Source organism: Staphylococcus sp. OJ82 (assembly GCF_000294465.1).
In the GTDB taxonomy this organism is placed as follows: domain Bacteria; phylum Bacillota; class Bacilli; order Staphylococcales; family Staphylococcaceae; genus Staphylococcus; species Staphylococcus equorum.
Map to the genome: position 1 here is coordinate 266,095 of NZ_ALPU01000003.1, position 17,279 is coordinate 283,373.

The 17,279-nt window shown below is 33.1% G+C and carries 12 protein-coding genes; 10 read left to right on the plus strand and 2 right to left on the minus strand.

Annotated elements, in window-relative coordinates; all coding sequences use genetic code 11:
• Positions 1-96: 96 nt before the first annotated feature.
• The gene (locus SOJ_RS03485; RefSeq protein WP_002506706.1) at positions 97-2,013 is read left to right on the plus strand and encodes an FUSC family protein; all 1,917 of its coding nucleotides are present in this window, start codon (positions 97-99) and stop codon (positions 2,011-2,013) included.
• Positions 2,014-2,142: 129 nt separating this feature from the next.
• Here SOJ_RS03485 and SOJ_RS03490 read toward each other — a convergent pair whose 3' ends face one another.
• Positions 2,143-3,372 carry a hypothetical protein gene (locus tag SOJ_RS03490; RefSeq protein ID WP_002506707.1) on the minus strand — a complete coding sequence of 410 codons (1,230 nt, stop codon included), beginning with the start codon at positions 3,370-3,372 and terminating at the stop codon, positions 2,143-2,145.
• Complete coding sequence (locus tag SOJ_RS03495) at positions 3,362-4,534, minus strand: hypothetical protein (RefSeq protein ID WP_002506708.1); 1,173 nt, start codon at positions 4,532-4,534, stop codon at positions 3,362-3,364. Before SOJ_RS03495 ends, SOJ_RS03490 begins: the two co-directional genes overlap by 11 nt.
• A gap of 194 nt (positions 4,535-4,728) precedes the next feature.
• On the opposite strand from SOJ_RS03495, the gene SOJ_RS03500 reads away from it, so the two are divergent.
• The 9 genes from SOJ_RS03500 (at position 4,729) to uidA (ending at position 16,974) form a co-directional block, all read left to right on the plus strand.
• Positions 4,729-5,142, plus strand: a complete 414-nt coding sequence (locus SOJ_RS03500; RefSeq protein ID WP_002506709.1) for a DUF2188 domain-containing protein — start codon at positions 4,729-4,731, stop codon at positions 5,140-5,142.
• A 252-nt stretch (positions 5,143-5,394) separates the two neighbouring features.
• Entirely contained in the window at positions 5,395-6,090 is a 696-nt protein-coding gene (locus SOJ_RS03505) for a GTP pyrophosphokinase (protein WP_002506710.1), read from the plus strand.
• 263 nt (positions 6,091-6,353) lie between these two features.
• The gene (locus SOJ_RS03510) at positions 6,354-7,034 is read left to right on the plus strand and encodes a GntR family transcriptional regulator (protein WP_002506711.1); all 681 of its coding nucleotides are present in this window, start codon (positions 6,354-6,356) and stop codon (positions 7,032-7,034) included.
• 36 nt (positions 7,035-7,070) lie between these two features.
• Positions 7,071-8,621, plus strand: a complete 1,551-nt coding sequence (gene gntK, locus SOJ_RS03515; RefSeq protein WP_002506712.1) for a gluconokinase — start codon at positions 7,071-7,073, stop codon at positions 8,619-8,621.
• A 184-nt stretch (positions 8,622-8,805) separates the two neighbouring features.
• Positions 8,806-10,164 carry a gluconate:H+ symporter gene (locus tag SOJ_RS03520; protein WP_002506713.1) on the plus strand — a complete coding sequence of 453 codons (1,359 nt, stop codon included), beginning with the start codon at positions 8,806-8,808 and terminating at the stop codon, positions 10,162-10,164.
• Positions 10,165-10,722: 558 nt separating this feature from the next.
• Positions 10,723-11,802: a YkvI family membrane protein gene (locus SOJ_RS03525; RefSeq protein WP_002506714.1), complete on the plus strand. Its 1,080-nt coding sequence runs from the start codon at positions 10,723-10,725 to the stop codon at positions 11,800-11,802.
• Positions 11,803-11,990: 188 nt separating this feature from the next.
• Entirely contained in the window at positions 11,991-13,205 is a 1,215-nt protein-coding gene (locus SOJ_RS03530; protein ID WP_002511521.1) for a helix-turn-helix domain-containing protein, read from the plus strand.
• A gap of 529 nt (positions 13,206-13,734) precedes the next feature.
• On the plus strand, positions 13,735-15,138 hold the full coding sequence (locus SOJ_RS03535; RefSeq protein ID WP_002506716.1) for an MFS transporter: 1,404 nt from the start codon (positions 13,735-13,737) through the stop codon (positions 15,136-15,138).
• A 42-nt stretch (positions 15,139-15,180) separates the two neighbouring features.
• Positions 15,181-16,974 (plus strand): beta-glucuronidase, encoded by a 1,794-nt coding sequence (uidA, locus tag SOJ_RS03540; protein WP_002506717.1) that lies wholly within the window; start codon positions 15,181-15,183, stop codon positions 16,972-16,974.
• Positions 16,975-17,279: the final 305 nt, after the last annotated feature.

Sequence of the window (17,279 nt, forward strand, 5' to 3'; positions counted from 1 at the left end):
CCCATTTTATTTGTGCTTTTTAAAGACTTTAATTTGTAGAGCACACACGTATTAAACTAATGAAAAATAAAATATTAAAGGAGATGAACACCAACATTGGTTAAATATTTAAAGTCACTTGTTCGATTTAATTCCATGAAAATCGATGTTGCTAAAGGTTTAAGACAAGCTATATTAATGTTTATCCCACTCATTATTGGTTATTTAATGGGTCATCTTTCTACAGGATTATTAATATCTACTGGTACTTTAGCACATATATATGTATTTGGTGGGTCATCTAAATCAAAACTGCGTATCGTATTTTTCTCATCGATAGGGTTATCTATTGCAATGATATTAGGTACGCTCACAGTAAGCCAACCACTTATCTTTGGTGTATTGCTACTTATTGTTACGGTCATTCCGTATTATATATTTAGTTCATTGAATATACCTGGACCTTCATCGACGTTCTTTATTGTTGCTTTCAGTTTACCTTTCAACTTACCTGTAGCTCCAGAAGAAGCTTTATATAGAGGGCTCGCTATGTTTGTTGGGGGATTATTAGCAACATTAATTGTTACTATACTTATAGTTATTTCTAAAGAATCTGCAGAGTCAAAAGCCATCAAAAATGACTATAATATCATTAAACAACTTATTTATAATTTTGATGATCCGAAGGCATTTGCTAAAGCATCACAATTCGCAGTGACTGCTTTTCGAAATTCAGATACTCAACTGATTACTTCTAGTACTGCGAAATCTAAAGAATCGCCCGAATTTCAGCGTTTGCTATTACTTCATAATACAGCGCAAGGTATTCATTCAGAATTATTAGAGCTGAATGAAAAGAACATGCGTCCTTTACCTAAAGAAATCAAAGAAATGGCAGATTTTGTAATAAAACTTGTATACTCTGAAGGTAATTTTAAAAAACAATGGACAAAAACAGTGGAAATTGATGACCAATATCAAAATCTAGTTGATAATATATTCAAAGTAGATGCAATCATGAATGCAGGTAATGAACGTGTAGAACATGAAATTGATATTCGTGTTCCTATTTATGGACACCGTATGTTAACAAATTTAACTTTGGATTCCTTTGTGTTTAGAAATACATTACGCTATACAGTTATTATGGCTATTTCAATTTTTATTGCACTTATGTTTGGCTTTGAAAAAGCATATTGGATCCCTTTAAGTACACATACAGTACTATTAGGTTCAACAACGTTACATAGTTTTGAACGTGCTGGATCTAGGGGCGTTGGTACAATTATAGGTGTGCTTGTATTATCTATAATTTTATTATCGACGCCACCGTTACCAATTGCGATTATCTTGTTAGCTGCAGCAGCAGGTGTGACAGAGGTATTTGTGGGTGCTAACTATTCATTCGCTGTTATTTTTATAACGATTCAAGTGATCTTGTTGAATGGTATAGCAGCGAATCACTTAACAATTTTAATTGCATTACCACGTGTGATTGATGTAATTGTGGGTATTGCAATTGCTGTTATTTGTTTATTGGTAATAGGCAGAAAGACAGCGTCATCCATGTTACCAGCAACACTAGCGGACGTAGCAAGAGACGAGGCAGTATTATTCCATTACTTGTTTGCAAGTAGTAAATATTCATCACGAGAACAAGACAAACAAGAAATGCTTCAGTTAAGCGTGAAACTTAATAACATGAAGCAAGTATATAACAGCGCAAATGGTGAACTGTTTAGTAATAAGATGGTCATACAGTATTATTATCCGAGTATTTATGCTCTAGAAGAAATTAGCTTTATGCTTACAAGAGCTTTGAGTAATGAAGAAAGGTATCATATAGATGATGAAACAATGGGCAAATACTTACTTATTTTTGAAAATATAGCAAAACATTTTGAAAGAGGTTCGCATATTAAAGTTCAAGAAATACCCGAACTACCTCAGTATATGCACATTAAAACATCATTGATGAGCATTCAAAATAATTGTATGAACGCAAGACAAAAAGTAAATTTAGCACAAATTTAAAAAGCAAGCCAACCTTTATGATGAATGAAATCACTGGTTGGCTTGCTTTGTTTTTTATTTGTTTTAAGGTGTCAAACAAGTTTTCAAGTATGAAAGGAAGTCTGAGGTTTGTCTGAGGTAAGACTGTCCCTAGTGATCTTGTTTATTTTTAGCTTCTTGTTCTGCTTTCTTTTCTTCTTCCTGTTTCTTCTCTTCAATATCTTTCTTAGCTTCAGTTCTTTTCTGTTCTTGTTGTTTTTCTTGCTCTTCCATTTTTTTATAACGTTCTTTTTGTCTAAAACCATAAGTACTTTCTAATATGACTTCTTCATTGTTTAAACCAGCACCAATTGCACCGGCAACTGTTGATATAGAAGTAGCAAACCAAGCAAGATTTATATAAGTGATTAAATTTGCGGAGCCACCCATTTGTAAAGTTTGACCTAAATAGCCTGAAGGCAAGACTACAAGAGTAGCAATTAAGAATAAAAAGAACAATATTATATAATAAATGATAAGTGAAACAGTTAACGTGAGCACCGTCGTCAAATTATATAACATCGTAACTCTTTTATTTCTACTTTCCTTTTTCGATTCCCATAAATGGTGCGCTACAATAATCCAAAACATCATGCCCAAAATGGCGACTACCATCATGAGTAACATGCGCCAAGATGAATAAACATAACTTAAATTCCACATCGTAGTAAAAACGATACCAAAAGCACCAGTAGTGAATGCGATGGCTACGACATTACTCAAGCTACTGAGCATGTTTAATGGGTTGTTTGCAAATGTCATACCACTGATTAAACGAAAAGAACCTTTTGTATTAGATGAAACAAAATAGTGTGTATGTTTGGAATTTGTGTCTTCTAAATATGCTGTGCGTGATTTTAAAGTTGAAAGTGGGAATTGTGATTTTAATTTCTCTTGACTTCCTTTATCGTTGTGATCATTTTTTTGTAAATCCTGTGAATGATCCATATTCACAGTTTCAATAATTCCAACTATAGATTTTTGTATACGTTTTTGAACTGGTCGCCATCCATAGGAAGGTACGGAAATTAAACTGGCACCATTACTTTTATTAATATCAAAAGCGATAACATTATTATCTTTAATAATAGGGAGGTCAGTCAGTCCTATAGTGTATTGCCAATTATTATTATTTTGGTAGTTAGCAATTTTTTCGAATATTTCTTTGGTGGTTTCTGCAGAACCAGTGAGGGGATCAACAACTGTATTGATTTTCCATTCCATATCTTTAGCGAAATAATTCGCTAATATGTCTGGCAAGTTATTTTTAAGATTGTGAGCGATTTTTTCCGTTATACCTGGTGCTGCTACTAATCCGATTTCAATCGTTCTATTTGTCATTGGAATCCCCCTCACTGTGTGATAGTTTTTTGCCATTATTGTAATCTGACGCTTGATTAGTACTATTAGTGTTATCGTCGTCTTGTTCTAGTTCTTTATATCTATAATATTGTCTGAATGAATATGTTACACGTTTGATTTTTTCAGCATTTTCAACTGTTGAACCCATGGCACCAGCTAAAATACCCAACGAAGTTATAAACCAAATAAGGTTAATATAGTTGACGAAAGTTGGTTGTTTTTCATTCAAAGAAGTCCAGCTAGAAAAGATCTCTGGTGGTACAAATAATAATGTACTTATTGTGAGTAATATAAATAATGCAGCAAAATTAAAAATGGTGATAGCGAATAATGTAGTCAGTGTCGTGAAATTGTAAATGAAACGATAGGATTGTTGTGTTTTTGGATTTGGGCGTTCCCATAAATTATATGAATATATTAACCATCCGACCATGCCGCTTATAGATAATAACATGAGTAGAATAAAGCGCCAGTATTCATAATCTAAGCTCAAATCCCATGGTGTTGAGAATATTGCGATATATGTTCCAGTTGCAAAGGATACTGAAATAATTTTTTTGAAATCTAAAATAGCAGACCAAGGTTCATTAGAAAAAGTCATGCCTAAGATTAAATGAAACCAACCTAAAAATGATGTTTTAGAAACAATACGCTTTCTATTATCTTGTTTGTTATCTTCATTTGGTATAACTTCATTGAATTTTGTTAATTTAAAATACTTTGATTTCAAAAGGCTTTTATCTGAACCTGAAGTAAAAAAATATTTAACAATAAATGTAATAAAATGACGTAGCTTGTGTTTTAAATTCACAGCACCTAATGCTGGCACAGATATTAATGATGTTTTGTCATCTAGATTTATATCACAAATCACAGTTTTATTATTAGATAGGCTTGGTAAATCAGTTATACAAATTGTGTAGTCCCAATTCTTTTGTTTTTTTATATTTGATGCGATATCTAGTGCTTTATCCATATGTTCAGCTGTCCCAACCATGGAAGCGACATGTGTTTCAAAATCCCAATTTGTTTTATCATCTACATGGTTATGGATATCATCGGCTAGATAATCGGAAATTTTATTAATAAGTTTATGTGGCATATCAGGTGAAGGAATTAAACCTATCGCTATATTAGTCATTATATCCCTCCTTTATAAATAGTGTATGAAATGATTAGATTCATACTTTAATTCCCGTTCATTAAGAAAATTAATCATTGCTATCTATTTTGAGTTTTTAATTGAAAGTGTTTATTGCTTTGTTTGTAACTTTTTAGTAGTGGTAAACAACAATTAAGACGAAAAATAAATTATAACGTAGGAGGTTGAAGTTAATGCCTTGGACAATGGATGATTACCCACAAAGTTGGAAAAACATGGAAAAATTAGAACTTAAAAAAGCAATAGATATTGGAAATGCGATGCTCAAAGATGGTTATAAGGAAGATAGAGCAATACCTATTGCTACGAAACAAGCTGAATCTTGGTATAAAGACGCTTCTAAAAAAGAATTAGACGAATTGAAAAACAAGAAAATAACTAAACATGAAAAAGATGATTCAGCGAACCCTGAATTAAATAATAAAGATGTTCACGTTTATTATGAAGATAATAAATGGAAGATTAAAACAGACGGTGCTAAGCAAGCTTCCGATAGTTTTGATAAGAAAGAGGATGCGATGAAACGTGCACGTAATATTGCTGATAACAGATCGACAGAAGTGAGAGAACATAAGAAAGATGAATAGCAATCAAATATTCAATTGTCCCATGAAATAATAGAACATAGAGTATGAGATTTCGGGACATAGTTACTAATCGCCGAAGTACTATTCCGTTAACTTGATGGACTAGTACTTTTTTTATAAACATATTTTAGTTTGAAAAAACAACGATTTTTAAAAGTGTATTTTATCATATTTGAAGTATCTTTTTATTTAGATAATAAATAAAAATCAGCTATAATGTAGTCTAAGTAGATTTCTTGGGAGGAAAGAAATATGTACATTGAACGTAAACCATCACTAAATATAGACGATTTGAAGGAAGAATTTGAAGAGAGTATAAAGCATATCAATAATCAAGAAGATGCATTTGATATGGTAATAGGGTTCGTTGCTTTGGAACAATTATATTCTTCAGCACTTAAAGAAATTAGTACAAAATTAGATATTTTAGATGATAATTTTCAACAAATGTATAAACATAATCCAATCCATCATATGGAGCGTCGTGTTAAAGAAATGCGAAGTTTAATTAAAAAGTTAAATCGTAAAGGATTAGAGATAAGCACAGAGTCAGCTAGAGAAAATATATTAGACATTGCAGGTATTAGAGTGATTTGTAACTATATAGATGATATTTATGTGATAGAAGAGTTATTACTTAAACAAGAAGATGTGAAGCTCTTGAAACGTAAAGACTATATTGGAAATCCTAAAGATAATGGATATCGTAGCTTACATATCGTTGTGGCAATTCCAGTATTTTTAGCTAATACAGTAGAAACTGTGCCTGTAGAAATTCAAATCAGAACAATTGGTATGGATATGTGGGCAAGCTTAGAGCATAAAATACGTTATAAAAACACGGAAAATACTGAGAACTATAGAAATGCATTAAAGCAATGTGCAAACGAAATCACAATGGTTGAAAGTAAAATGCAAAATATACATTCTGAAGTATTCGATAATTAAATAAAACTACATTAAAGTTGAAGCTCTAATTTGTTGTTGCTGAGGAATGGATGTCGTGAGCTTCAACTGTCACAATGCTTCAAATTTTTATGAAAGTAAAATAAATATAATAACCGATATGATAGGTTCAAGACCTGTCATGTCGGTTTTTTTAGTTGAAAATAGATAAAAACACCCTTTGCAAGCGTTTGCAAATAGTGAAGTTGTGTATTACTATACTTGTATACAAGTATATCGTATTGATAAAAAGAGGTGATATCATCATGAATTATAAGTATCCAGAACAATGGCTAGAGGGTGTCTCGAAAGGTGAAATGATTGCTGCAGAGATTCGTTTAAGAATTGTTGAGGGCACAATAACGCCAGATACGTTATTGACGGAGAATCAAATTGCTAAAGAATTTAATGTTAGTCGATCACCAGTCAGGGATGCATTTAAATTATTAAAGCAAGATCAATTGATACATTTAGAAAGAATGGGCGCAGAAGTATTGCCTTTTGATGATACAGAGAAAAAAGAACTTTATGATTTAAGAATAATGTTGGAATCATTTGCGTTTAGTAGAATCAAAACTTTGAATAATGAACAGATTGTTAAAGAATTACGTAAACAATTAGAAATGATGAAAGTGGCAGTTAAATTTGAAGATGCAGAAGCATTTACTGAACATGATATGAAATTTCATGAAGTTACGATACTCGCTTCAAAGCACCAATACTTAAAAACTTTTTGGAATAACTTAAGACCGGTAATGGAAGCACTGATATTATTGTCAATGCGTACACGCATGAGCGAGAATCCAGAAGATTTTGAGCGTATTCATCGTAATCATGAAGTGTTTATAGAAGCGATTGCGAAGCAAGATGCTGTAAAACTTAGAGAAGCATTCCATCTCAACTTTGATGATGTTGGCGAGGATGTTGACAGTTTCTGGTTAAATTAGTGTTTTAACTCGGTAAAAGAAGTAGGAGGAAAAATCATGAAATACATGATAGGTGTCGATATAGGCACAACGAGTACAAAGTCAGTACTCTACGACGAAAAAGGTCAATTTATAATGAAACACAATATCGGTTATCCATTGCATACACCGAATGTGGAAACTTCTGAAGAAAACCCAGATGAGTTATTTGATGCAGTGTTAATGACAGTTAAATATGTAATGAGAGAAGCTAATATTGCTAAAGAAGATCTTAAATTAATCTCATTTAGTGCTCAGATGCACAGTTTAATAGCAATGGATGCGAGTAACCAACGATTAACTGAAAATTTAACCTGGGCAGATAATCGCGCAAGCCAATACGCTGAACAGATTAAAAATGAGCATAATGGTAATGAAATATATCAAAGAACCGGCACACCAATCCATCCTATGTCCCCGTTGGCTAAAATATTTTGGATGAAGCATGAACAACAAGAAATATACAACCAAACTGCTACATTTGCTGATATTAAGACATATATTTTCTATCAATTATTTGAGCAATTTGTTATAGATCAATCTATGGCATCATCTACTGGGATGCTTAACTTAGAAACATTAGCTTGGGACAAAGAAGCGCTAGAACTGCTAGGTATTGAAGAGACACAATTACCAGAGGTTGTACCAACAACACACATTTTAAAAGGTATGAAACGTCGCTATGCAACATTGATGGGCATAGATGAAAATACACCAATTGTGGTTGGTGCAAGTGATGGTGTACTTTCCAATTTAGGTGTGAATGCATTTAAAAAAGGTGAAGTTGCGGTGACGATAGGAACATCGGGAGCAATTAGAACGGTGATAGATAAACCACGTACAGATTATAAAGGGCGTATTTTCTGCTATGTGTTAACTGAAGATCATTATGTTATAGGTGGTCCTGTAAACAATGGTGGTGTCGTATTACGTTGGCTTCGTGATGAATTATTAGCCAGCGAAGTAGAGACTGCAAAACGTTTAGGCGTCGATCCATATGACGTGTTAACTAAAATTGCTAATCGAGTTAAACCAGGTGCAGAAGGATTGATTTTCCATCCATATCTCGCTGGTGAACGTGCCCCATTATGGAACGCAGATGCCAGAGGTTCATTCTTTGGATTAACACTAACGCATAAAAAAGAACATATGATTCGTGCTGCTTTAGAGGGTGTTCTTTATAATCTTTACACCGTATATCTTGCGCTAATCGAAGTAATGGATGAAACACCTTCGACAATTAAAGCAACAGGTGGTTTTGCGAAAAGTGAAGTGTGGCGCCAAATGATGTCAGATATTTTTGATACGAATTTAATTGTACCGGAAAGTTATGAAAGCTCTTGCTTAGGTGCATGTGTATTAGGAATGAAAGCACTTGGCGAAATTGATGATTTTTCTGTTATCGAAGAGATGGTCGGTACTACAAACGAACATAAGCCGAACCAAGATAATGTGAAGGTGTATCAACAACTCATTTCTATATTTATCAACTTAAGTCGTTCATTAGAGGATCGCTACACAGAAATTGCAACATTCCAACGTGAACATATGACGGATGACAAACCATAGTAAGGCGATATAGAAAGAGTCTTTAAAGAGAAAAGTGACAAGTCAACAAGCGACACTCACGTTACGAAGAACTTGTCACATACTCTTTAAAATTTTAATTATGAAAGAAAGCGTTACCACGATTGATTAGATACATGTCTGTAAAGTTCTAATTCAATCTTTAATTTGAAAGGGGAGAACGATGATGTTTGAAACAATTTGGCCATTGATTACGGTGGTAATAGGAATTATCGTATTATTATCACTTATTATTTTCTTAAAGTTAAACACATTTATTTCATTAATTATCACATCAATTGTGACTGCAATTTTACTAGGTATGCCTTTAGATAAAATCATTGAAACAGTAGAAAATGGTATGGGAAGTACACTAGGACATATTGCATTGATCTTCGGATTAGGTGCTATATTAGGGAAACTACTCTCTGATGGTGGGGGTGCGACACGTATTGCCGACACGCTTATCGATAAGTTCGGACCTAAACATGTACAATGGGCAATGCTTGTAGCTGCGTTTATTGTAGGTATTGCCTTATTCTTTGAAGTAGGTTTAGTATTATTGATTCCTTTAGTATTTACGATTGCTAAACGTGCAAATGTTTCACAGTTAAAATTAGGTTTTCCAATGGTTGTGGCTTTATCTGTAACGCACGGATTTTTACCGCCACATCCAGGACCAGTAGTTATAGCTAAAGAATTAGACGCAAACTTAGGCCACGTATTACTTTACGGTATGATTATTGCAATTCCAGTTACAATTATAGCTGGACCATTGTTTAATAAAATTGCACAAAAAATTGCACCAACGGCTTATACACGTGAGGGCGATATATCAGCCTTAGGTGCACAAAAAGAATTTTCAGAAGAAGAAATGCCGGGATTCGGAGTCAGTTTATTAACTGCGATTTCTCCTGTTATTTTGATGTTGCTATCAACAATTGTACAATTGATTACAGGCCATGAAGAAGCTACAAATGGCTTTGAATCATTTATTTACTTTATTGGTACTGCAGCTACGGCAATGCTTATAGCTGTACTGTTTGCAATCTTTACTATGGGTATTAAACAAGGACGTAAAAACTCAGAAATTATGGATTCAGTATCTAATGCGATTTATCCAATTGGGATGATGATCTTAATTATTGGTGGTGGCGGTACTTTCAAAGAAGTATTAATTGAAGGTGGCGTTGGAGATACTATTGCTACATTGTTTGAAGGTACAGAAATGTCTCCGATATTTTTAGCATGGCTTGTTGCTGCAGTACTTCGTATTGCTTTAGGGTCATCAACAGTTGCAGCAATCTCATCTACAGGTATCGTCTTACCATTGTTACAAGTATCAGATGTTAACGTTGCACTCGTTGTGCTTGCAATAGGTGCGGGTAGTGTTATTTTATCTCACGTTAATGATGCAGGATTCTGGATGTTCAAAGAATATTTCGGCTTGACTGTTAAAGAGACTTTCTTAACGTGGTCATTACTTGAAACTGTGATTTCAGTATCTGGTTTAATCTTCATACTTATACTTAATATGTTTGTCTAAAATAGAAAGCCAATCTGCCAACAAAGTTTAACGACTTTGTTGGCATTTTTTTGTGCACGTTTTCCGCGGGCACAGCCTCTAGTCTTCGGTTAGTACTTTCTTAACGAGTCAGGAATCGGCCTAAATAATTGCTACTTTAAACTAAAATAATCTTATGATTGAACTCATATAATAGCAAAAACATATAAAAATATAACTGAAAAAGCGAAAAAAAGATTAACTTAATTTCTATTAGAATTAAATAATGAAATTGATGAACAAAGATAATCTCAAATAAAGAACTCTTTAATAGCTAAGAAGATTTTTATTTAATTTATTATGAATTTTTAAATTTTTGTTGTGATTTTACGTTACTTAAATATAGATGTCGTTGAGAAGAACAACATCCAATTGCTTTAAAATGATAAAATAGAATCAATATCAAATTTTTAGCGGTATCAAAACGTCTATTTCAACCTTTTTGAGTGATTGAAAAGTGAGTTATTGATGTTACACAAATATACGAGTATTGAAATTATACACAACTCATTTATAGTAAGTAAAATAGGGGGCTTAATTATGAAAAGAATATTACTGATCGCAAGCGCATTTATTGGAGTCATTGTAGGAGCTGGATTTGCATCAGGGCAAGAAGTACTTCAATACTTTACGAGCTTTGGCATTATGGGGACATTTGGCGCTATCATTACTACAGCATTATTTGCTTATGTGGGTATGATGCTTGTTTGGTTAGGAAGTAAATCTAAGACAGATTCTCATAAAGAAGTTATACATAATATCACAGGAAAATCTATATTCGGTAAAATTTTAGGATGGATTATTGATTTAGTCATTATCTTTACACTCTTTGGTGTAGGTGTCGTTATGATTGCAGGAGCTGGATCAAACCTTAATCAACAATTCGGATTGCCTTCAATTGTAGGTACGATTCTTATGACAATACTTATTTTACTTGCGGGTATGATGAAAGTAGAGGGCGTTGTTAAAGTAATTGGGAATATAACTCCATTTTTAATTATATTCATTATAATAATTTCAGTTTATAGTTTTATGACAACAGATGTACCATTCTCACAACTTAATACAATTTCAGATGCGAAACCATCAACATTACCGAACTGGTTTATAGCAGGTGTAAACTATGCATCATTTAATACAGCAGTTGGTGCTTCTATGGCAATTGTTATGGGTGGTTCTGAGAAAAATACAAAAGTTGCAGCATTAGGTGGTTTATTCGGTGGACTTGCATTAGGCGTTATGATTGTACTAAGTCATTTAGCTATCTTTACACAAATCGATATTGTTGGCGAAATGGAGATGCCAATGTTAGGTATCGTGAATCATATTTCACCTATACTTGGTGTCGTTATGGCTTTTGTCATTTTCGGTATGATTTTCAATACTGGTTTAGGTATGTTCTATGCATTTGCAACACGCTTTACGGTGGTAGATACGAAACGTTTTAAACTTTTCTTTACAGTTACAGTCATCATTGGTTTGTGTTTGAGTTTCGTAGGTTTTACAGATTTAGTAGCAATTTTCTATCCATTAATAGGTTATTTAGGACTTGTACTTATATTTGTATTATTCTATGCACCATTTAAACTCAAATTTGGTAAGAAAAATTCAAATGAGTAAACGTGTGAAGATACCGTAAATAGCTGTTTATCCAATTTGAATTAATATTTTGAATTAATTTTTTTGATAATAAAAAACGAACTGGTTATAGAATTGTTTGATAAGTTCAAAGAAATTTAATATAAATTTCACACCCCATTCCTTATATTTTTAGATATAATAAAAATATAAGGAATGGGGTGTTTTTTATGAATGAGGAAACGCTAGAGATTTTACAGATGCATGCGCTACAATTATTGGGAATTCGGCTAGAAGGATATGATATGAGTGATATGAATGGGGTGATTAATCATATCAAGACGCCGTTTACAAATACTGCACGCAAGCAGTTCAATAATGAGTTGAAACATTTTATCGTACAAATGCATAGCAATAAAATTTATCATTATACGAATCGTTTTGGTGTAAACTTTTTAATTTTCAAATTTAAAAAGTATAAGCAAATTTATATTGTTGGTCCATATATGGAGAAGCGACCAAATGAACGTCGTTGTAATGAGTTACTCCAAAGCTTAGATATTAAAATATCGAAACTTTCTATATTGAAGCAATATTTACTGACGATACCTTTGTGTCACCAAGTTAAAGCACAAAAAATGTGTCGCTTGGCAATTCGTTTTTTGAAAAAAAGAAATAGCATTTATGAAACTGTGAAAATTGATTTTAGTTTTCATTCGAATACAGAAGAGTTAGCAGAATCCAAAGCGCAAATGGATTATACATTAAAAGAAATAGAGTATCGTTATAATATGGAGAATCAGCTACTTACTGCAGTTGAAAATGGCAATGCTAATGAAGCTTTATCAATTCTAAATGCAATGAATTTATCAGTTGCAGGCTTACGACGTGTAAGGGATGATATTTCAAATGAACAATACAAAGCATATTTGATAAATACGTTATGCCGTAAAGCCGGAGAAAAAGCGGGTGTAAGTTTGATTCATATTGACGAAATATCTGCAAAGTATGCGGCATTAATAGATCAAACAATGGACATAGAAACTTTAGATGAAATCACCCATTCAATTGTTAAAGCATATACAGATAGTGCGATGAAAGTAAAAGCGAATGCCTATAGTCCAAAAGTAAGTAAGGTAATTCAATACATTGAAAGAAACTTAGATAGTGCATTGTCATTAAATGAGCTCGCCTCATATGTTGGTTTGGCACCAAGTTACTTGTCCAAAATATTTAATAAGGAAATTCATAAATCTATCTCACAATACATCATTGAATCAAGAGTGAAAAAGGGACGTGACCTTATTGCGAGAACTAAAATGACCGTCGCTGAAGTGGCAAATTACGTTGGATTTAAAGAGCAAAGTTACTTTACACAGTGTTTTAAAAAACAATACGGAACAACACCATTAAGTTATCGAACAAAACATAAAGAGTTTTATTAGGATAATGAAGTATAGAAAATTAGAAAAAGGCATTAATTGTTTCATTTTTAGTGAATATATTATTAAAAATATTAATAAAATGATAATTATGATGTAAAACCATTGTTTAACATACAAGTTTACACACTTATATTTAAAATATGAATTGTAGGCAAACCAAAAGAAATAGCTGAGTTCGTATGTCAATAAAAGCTGTAGTTATAGAGTTTGTGAATCACCTACGCTTACGATGTGTTAATTAAGTGAAACTCATTTTATAACAACGTTGTTATTTTAATGTTGACTGTTCTGTAATTAAAAATATAATAAAGTTAAGATTCCTATAAATAAGGGTGAGCGACATATCATTAGCGACTTCAAAAGTAATTTAATTTATGGGAATAAAAAATTTTAACGATATAAGAAAACGCTTACATAATTATGTGTCTTATTATCGATTGATTGTAACAATCACTAATACATACTAAGAAACGATTAAAACAGCAAAGCGCAGTCAGGAACGTTTCTATAGTGGAAAGAGGTTATCAGCATGGTTACAGCAAAATTAAAACCGGTAAATAGTAAGTTAAAGAGTTTTAAAGAAATTCAATCACCAAGATTAAAATTCAAAGAAAAACTTGCATATGGATTTGGAGATTTAGGTAATGGCTTAATGTTTGATATGGGACAAATTTACTTACTGTTATTCTATACAGATATTTTGGGCATACCGTCAGTAGTTGGGGGAGCTGTGTTTCTTGTTGCGAAGTTCTTTGATGCCTTTGTAGATACTGGAGTGGGGACTTTAGTAGATAATCAAAGGAACTTTGCTAAACGTGGCAAGTTTAAGCCTTTTATTTTGTACGGTACGATACCGCTCGCCTTACTTACAGTTTTAACCTTTATGTCACCAGATATTAGTCAAACGGGGAAAATAATATGGGCATTTGGAACTTACTTATTATTTAACGCAGCATATTCATTTGTGAATATCCCATATGGCTCATTATCAGCATCTATGACAATTAATGCAGATGATCGTACGCAACTATCAGTGTTTCGTAACTTAGGTTCACAGGGGGCTATGTTTATTTCTGGGATTGTAGTTATCCCGTTAGTTAGTCTATTCCCTAGTCATGCATTGGGTTATCCAGTTGTAGTAGGTATACTTGCTGTCGCTGGTGTGACATTCCATCTATTGTGTTACAAAGGCGTTAAAGAACGTCATACAGTAGAAAGACCGAAAGAAAAAGGTATTGGTCGTAAAGCGTTTTTAAATTTATTTAAAAATAGACCATTTATCATTTTAGCATTATATACTTTATTAACGATTACAGCATTATTCTTACAACAGTCCTCGCAACTATATTACTTCCAATATGTGCTGGGTGAAGCTAATTTAGTGGGCGTTGTGAGTACATTAAACGTTATTATATTAGTACCCGCATTGTTCTTAACTACATTTTTAAGTAAAAGAGTAGGTAAGAAAATGACAGCAGTTATCGGTGTATCTGGTTTCGTTGTATTCCAATTTATTAACTTCATGTTCTTCTCCGATAATGTGTTATTATTCTTAACTGTTAATACGATTGCACAATTATTCTTAGTTATTCCTAATACTGTGACTTGGGCATTTATTGCAGACGTTGTAGAATATGGCCAATGGCAATCAGGTATTAGATCAGAAGGTATTATTTATTCAAGTTACAGTTTCACTAGAAAAATATCACAAGGTTTAGCTGGTTTCCTACCAGGTTTAGCTTTAACGCTCATTGGTTATGTACCACAAGCAGCTCAATCAGCTGAAACAATAGCAGGATTAAAAGTATTGTTCTTTATTGTACCTGCTTCACTTTGTTTAATCGCAGTGATATTGTTCTTCTTTGCATATCCATTAACTGACCATAGACATAAACAAATTGTTAAGGAATTAGCACTTAGAGAAGAATTATAATTCATTTTTAGATAATTGAACTGTTTTAGAGGGGGTTAAATCATGTTATATCCAGTGATAAATAAATATAGAAGTATCATTGATTTAAATGGCATCTGGGACTTTAAGATAGAGGGCGTAGATGATCAAATTGATGTGACACGACCATTAGATACGGATTTAGTTATGGCAGTGCCAGGATCATATAACGACCAAGGTGTTACTTCTGATATTCGTAATCACGTTGGTAATGTATGGTATGAAAGAACATTTACAATACCTAACGTGTTAAGAAACGAGCGTGTTGTATTAAGATTTGGTTCTGCAACACATAAAGCAACAGTATATATCGATGGTAAAGAAGTAACATCACATCAAGGTGGTTTCTTACCATTTGAAGTTGACTTCGATTCGGAATTTGGTTCTGGTCAGCATCGTTTAACAGTTTGTGTGAATAATATTTTAGATGAAACCACTTTGCCAGTTGGTGAGTACAGTGAAACGATTAATAATGATGGTAAAATAATTAAGAAAAATTCACCAAACTTCGACTTCTTTAATTATGCAGGTTTACATAGACCTGTGAAAATATATACGACACCTAAAGTATTTATAGAAGATATTGAAATTGTGCCAGAAGTATTAGAAAACTGTGCTAAGGTACAATATAAAGTCACTACGAATGAAGCAGTGCCTACAATAGTTGTTAAGCTGCGAGATGAAAAGGATAATATCGTAGCTGAAACATCAGGCGCAGAAGGTATCATAGAAGTAGACAATCCTCATTTATGGCAACCATTAAATGCCTATTTATATCATTTAGAAGTCACACTGTTAGATAATGACCAAGTTATTGATACGTATGCAGAGCGTTTCGGTATTCGTTCTGTAGAAGTCAGAGAAGGACAATTTTTAATTAATGGAGAACCATTTTACTTTAAAGGCTTTGGTAAACATGAGGATGCTTATTATAGTGGACGTGGTATGAATGAAGTTACAAACGTATTAGACTTTAATCTGATGAAATGGATTGGTGCTAATTCATTTAGAACATCACATTATCTATATTCAGAAGAAATGATGCGCTTAGCAGATGAACAAGGTATCGTCATCATAGACGAAACGACTGCGGTAGGTGTGCACCTAAACTTTAGCGCTATTTTATCTGGTACTACGACACGAGATACGTTTAAGGAAATAGGTACTAAAGAAGCGCATGAAGCGGTAATTAAAGATCTGATTGAGCGTGATAAGAACTATGCATGTGTAGTGATGTGGTCTGTCGCCAACGAACCGGCTTCTACTGAAAAAGGCGCTAAAGCGTACTTTGAACCTTTAGTAAACTTAGCTAGAGCATGTGATCCACAACAACGTCCGGTAACGATTGTGACAATTCTCACTTCACAACCAGATACATGTGAGGTACAAGATTTAGTAGATGTGCTGTGCTTAAATCGATATTACGGTTGGTATACACAGTCCGGCGATTTAGAAGCAGCAAAAGAAGCATTGAGAACAGAGTTAGATGGTTGGAGCGAGAAACAACCAGGCAAGCCAATTATGTTTACGGAATACGGTGCAGATACAATAGCGGGGATGCACGCAATTAATGACGAATTATTTACGGAAGAATATCAAATTCGTTATTATGAAGCCAATCATGAAGTTATAGATAACTATCCTCAATTTATAGGTGAACAAACATGGAACTTTGCTGACTTTGAAACATCTAGTGGAATTATTAGAGTCCAAGGAAATAAAAAGGGTATCTTCACTCGTGAGAGAAGACCGAAAGCAGTCGCACATTATTTTAAAAAACGTTGGGACAATATTCCTGATTTTGGATATAAACAATAACACACATGATTTATAATAAAGTTTAAACATTGAACCCTCTACGATGGATGATGGCATTTGTAGGGGGTTTATTTTGTATACATTTATAAATATCATGAAACTTTTTGCTAACTAATTTATGTAATAAGTGATTATTGTGAAAGCATTCCAATATGAAAACTACTTCATTTGATATCTTTTAACTATTAATATAATTAATATTATAAACACTATCACTTTTTAAGTTATATCCTATGTTGTTTGAAAAGTGGTAGTAGTTTAGGGCGACTCCTGACGAGTTAATAAAACACTAGCCGAGGACTACT